This window comes from Clostridium bowmanii, from assembly GCF_018861315.1.
Classification (GTDB): Bacteria; Bacillota; Clostridia; order Clostridiales; family Clostridiaceae; genus Clostridium_AD; species Clostridium_AD bowmanii.
On the sequence record NZ_JAHLDL010000121.1, the window covers coordinates 1 to 517 of the forward strand.

2 rRNA genes are annotated in these 517 nt (G+C 31.9%); both read left to right on the forward strand.

Annotation, left to right across the window (positions count from 1 at the left end):
* Positions 1-81, forward strand: a 23S ribosomal RNA gene (locus tag KPL51_RS23180); the annotation flags it as partial.
* Positions 82-167: 86 nt separating this feature from the next.
* Positions 168-284: ribosomal RNA gene (gene rrf / locus KPL51_RS23185) — 5S ribosomal RNA — on the forward strand.
* Positions 285-517: the final 233 nt, after the last annotated feature.

Here is a 517-nt window from a genome sequence, read left to right on the forward strand (position 1 = left end):
AACACCAGGTTGATAGGTTAGAGGTGTAAGCATGGTAACATGTTCAGCTGACTAATACTAATAAGTCGAGGGCTTGACCAAGTTATTTAAAATATTGCGATATACTTCTTTTGAAAAAAAGAAGATAAGTTCACTGTGCAATTTTCAGAGAATATTTATATTCTCAATCTAGTGATTATGGCATGAAGGTAACACCCCTTCCCATACCGAACAGGTAGGTTAAGCTTCAATGCGCTAATGGTACTGCAGGGGCAACTTTGTGGGAGAGTAGGTCATCGCTAGGTAACAAAAGGCCACTAAGTTTAACTTAGTGGTTTTATTTTGGGTTATGTTAGACAGTATTCAATAATATTTAAAATAATTGCTTTGTTCTTACAGTTGAGTAACTAAATATGAATTAAATTCATTGTAACGTTTACTAAATTATAACTTATACTCCGCACAATATATTATAAAATCCCTATATTTAATTTTAGGGTATTTTTTACTTGTATTTTCAACAATACTACAAACTTTT